At 34.3% G+C, this 3,701-nt stretch carries 2 protein-coding genes; both read left to right on the plus strand.

Annotated features, from left to right (window positions below):
* Positions 1–1,002 precede the first annotated feature (1,002 nt).
* Entirely contained in the window at positions 1,003–1,875 is an 873-nt protein-coding gene (locus MUW74_RS01230; protein ID WP_243553027.1) for a hypothetical protein, read from the plus strand.
* Positions 1,876–2,526: 651 nt separating this feature from the next.
* Positions 2,527–3,501 carry a hypothetical protein gene (locus tag MUW74_RS01235; RefSeq protein WP_243519031.1) on the plus strand — a complete coding sequence of 325 codons (975 nt, stop codon included), beginning with the start codon at positions 2,527–2,529 and terminating at the stop codon, positions 3,499–3,501.
* Positions 3,502–3,701: the final 200 nt, after the last annotated feature.

The raw sequence follows: 3,701 nt of genomic DNA on the forward strand, positions 1-3,701 counted from the left end.
GGGCAATCACCTATTAAAGCTGATTAGAAAAACAGCTTGTTTGAACCCGCGCAGCGGGTGAGTTCTGTTTTTACAGCTCTAACAGGTGATTGCTGCAACTTTTTACTGAGGGCTTGATTTTTTGGTTACTTTTTTATCAAGAAAAAAGTAACAATAAAGATTCATTTTTTACCAATGTCATGAACAGATACTTTAAAAGTGATTAAATCATATTGATTTTTTTGGTATGTACTTACTGTTTTTAACAGTATTGTTATACCACTCAAGCCAACCAACTAAGTTACAAGGCATTTTTTTCTTTTTATATCTAGTCCCGATACAATGGTGAGTTCATTTTCCTTTTTACTTTTTGCTTGGTAAAAAAGGGAGATAAAAAAGCCTTTTTTACTCAAGTCGGGAACAGATACCCTTAGCCCAAAAAATCAAAAAAAATAACACTGGAACCAATACCACAATTATACTATCAACTTATCACAACGGCCTCATTCCCAGAGAGGTAATAGATTCTTAGAAGGAGTCATCTCTTTGTACCTAGTGACTAAATTTTATTACTAACTTCAATTCAATACAGGATAAAGTTTTGGTATTTATGAATAAATTTTGTTATATTTGCATAGTTAAATACAGAGGAAAGTTATTGAATCTTTTATGGTTAATGATGACCCGTATTTAACGTACTATCTCATTGGAGGTATTGCTTAAAACCTAAGTTTGAATATAAGGAAGGTTAATATTAAGAATGCATAATATGCTTATCAACTTGACCAGCAGGGCGTTATACTAAGTCTATATAAAAGTTTTACTACCTGTATGTTAGTTGGTTCTTAGCTGGCTTATAACATAAGCCACAAATCTACGATTTGTGATTTTTTATCATATCTAAATTTAGATATAAAATAGATAATCTGCAAATAAATTTATGATTGTGAGCCTTAATATTCCTGTTCATTCCTAATTTATAGGAGCAAATACTAATATTATATAATCTAAAAAAATAAATCCATGACAAATATGACAAAAAATAAAATTATAAAAGATAGGCTAAATTGCTTTATCACCAAATATAGTAACATAAAAGGTAGTTACAGGCGATTTGTATGGTTACTATCTATATGCTTATTAAGCGGGTGTTCTGGTATAAAGACTATAAATGGGGTGAACGAGCAAAGTGAAAATGAATCTAAGTTATACCAAGTAAAGCATCGTAATTTTACGAATTATGGAAACAACCAACCTAAGCAACTTTTAACGGATCAGCATAATACTGCAAAGCCTACAACGCCAGAGGGTGCAAAATCATCTTCTAACCAAAGCTATACTTCTGATGGCATCTGGAAAAATATAGGTATCACGTGTATAGGAAGTTTGGTCGCCTATTATGCACCATTACCCATGCCGATTAACTTATTGTATGGTGGTGTTGCGTCTGCCGCACTTGCCGGATTGAGTTCTGAAACAGGGGCCAAGCTGTTGGCTGCTACATATCAGAAAATATATAATACGGGGCAATGTATTTATGAATGCTGTAAGGCCTATCCAGAAGCATGTTCCAAAACAGTGTTAGCAATACTCGTAGGAGCAGGAATAGGATTATCAGGAACAATAGGCTACGCAGCATACAATTCACTAACATCAAACCAAGAAGAATTATATTCATTAGCAAAGCAAGATTGTGGATTTATAGAAAAAATAGGGGGAGATCCAGATAAAATAGGATCAGCCCAATTTAAAGAATTCGTAGAAGCCATCATAAAACAATCTGATGGGAATTTCACTAAACTTATAGATAATTGCAAATGGAGTACGACTAAGTATCTTCAGCTGATGGATACAAGCAACTCAATGGTTGGCCCGAATGATGTAGCTCTTAATTAACTAAAATTAGATAGATAATTGGTTATAAACGACATTTCGCACAAAAAAATTTATTTTTTATTTATTAAATCATTGACTATCAACAATAAAAATATAGACTCAAGGAGTGAAGATCAGAAATTTCTCCGCTTAGCCTTCAATAGGTTTTATTAAACGCTTTATAACTAAGGCGATGAAGTTTATAAAGGGTCTTAGTTTTTATGGCAATTGTTGAAAAAGGCAGCCTGCTTTAGGGGAACTGTGAACATAAAAAGCTGGCTTAGAGATATTTTAATAGATTATATAAATTTATTAAATGAATAACTAAAAATTTTTGTGAGGAATGTCGGTTGTAACATAATGACTATAATGAGTTAATTTTTATACTTAACCATCTTGATGTAAGGCATCATGGGCATTTTTGCTTCAGTTTGTATAGAGTGGAATCTTATTGCCCAGCTTTCAAGATGTATCTATGCACTACTGTGGCAGCAATCAACTAAAAAATGCCCTTTCTCTGAAAATACTTTAGGATAGACTTGTAGCAGCATAGTGGTAGTTAATTTAACTATCAGCCTCATCTAAAGAGGTATTACCATTGGCAACTTATAGGCTTATAGCTTATGCCTCAAGTGGTAGATATAAGCATCGATTCAATCATTAAAAATCAGTATGAAAACTTTCGCTAAAGGTACTTTATTTTACTTAGCTATGGCAGTAGTAGGGGTAGTTGGGCAAAGCTGCTTCGACTCAGACCCAAAACCGGTTCCTAACGGGCTACCTAAGAAAGCAACTACTAAAAATAAAAGGTCCCGGTCTAGTAAAAGGCGCAATATAAACCAGCAACCTCCAGCAAACGAAACAGGTATAGAAAACGAGCAAACTAGCATGCCAGCTACTATACTTTCAACTCTTGAAACAACTTCATCTAATGTAGTTGAGCCATCTACTGATGCAAGTCAGCCATCTACTCCACCTCAAGTGTATGCTACAAACGGAGACGATCTTGAATCAAATGGAGAGGACTTGTCTCCTAAAGGCCCCAATATAAACCAGCAACCTCCAGCAAAAGAAACAAGTATAGGAAAAGAGCAAACTAGCATGCCAACTACTATATTGTCAACTGTTCAAAAAACTTCATCTGATGTAGGTCAGCCATCTACTTCACCCCAAGTGTATGCTACAAACGGAGGCCATATTGAATCAAATGGAGAGGACTTGTCTCCTAAAGGACTCAATATAAACCAGCAACCTCAAGCAAATGAAACAGGTATAGGAAAAGAGCAAAATCTTGAATCAAATCCAGAAGATGTTGAAAGTGAAAGTCATAAAAACGACAACTACTATGCAAATATAGTAAACACATTAAGCGATTTCTATAAAACAGCTGACCAGCTGGTTACAATATTCGATTCCAATCCTAATCCTCAAAAGGAGCTAAAAGACGTACATTCTAAAGCAGCGCCAGTGCATGAAAAATATGTACAGGATTATAGTGATTTAGTTGAACTGCAAAATACGTCTAAAGATAAAAATTGTATTAAACAATCACCCATCATGATAAAATTAGCCAAATGCATAGATAGCGGTAATGTGAAACAGTTGACCCAAGACATGAAGCAGGCAATAACAGCCAATGTTCCGTAATTTATAAAAGACTAGTCTAAATTAGAGATGATTCATATGGACGATTCCAATCTACTACCAGCATGCAATCAGGAGTATCTGTTCATGACATTGGTAAAAAATGGATCTTTATTGTTACTTTTTTCTTGATAAAAAAGTAGCTTTCAAAAATTCATTTTTTACCAGTGTCATGAACAGATACGTTGACTTAGCTTAACCCT

This window comes from Candidatus Cardinium sp. cBcalN2 (genome assembly GCF_022810445.1).
Lineage (GTDB): Bacteria > Bacteroidota > Bacteroidia > Cytophagales > Amoebophilaceae > Cardinium.

What these genes read in the sequence shown, in the direction of transcription:
- MUW74_RS01235 (WP_243519031.1), top strand. Translation starts at nt 2,527, where the DNA reads ATGAAAACTTTCGCTAAAGGTACTTTATTTTACTTAGCTATGGCAGTA.
- MUW74_RS01230 (WP_243553027.1), top strand. Translation starts at nt 1,003, where the DNA reads ATGACAAATATGACAAAAAATAAAATTATAAAAGATAGGCTAAATTGC.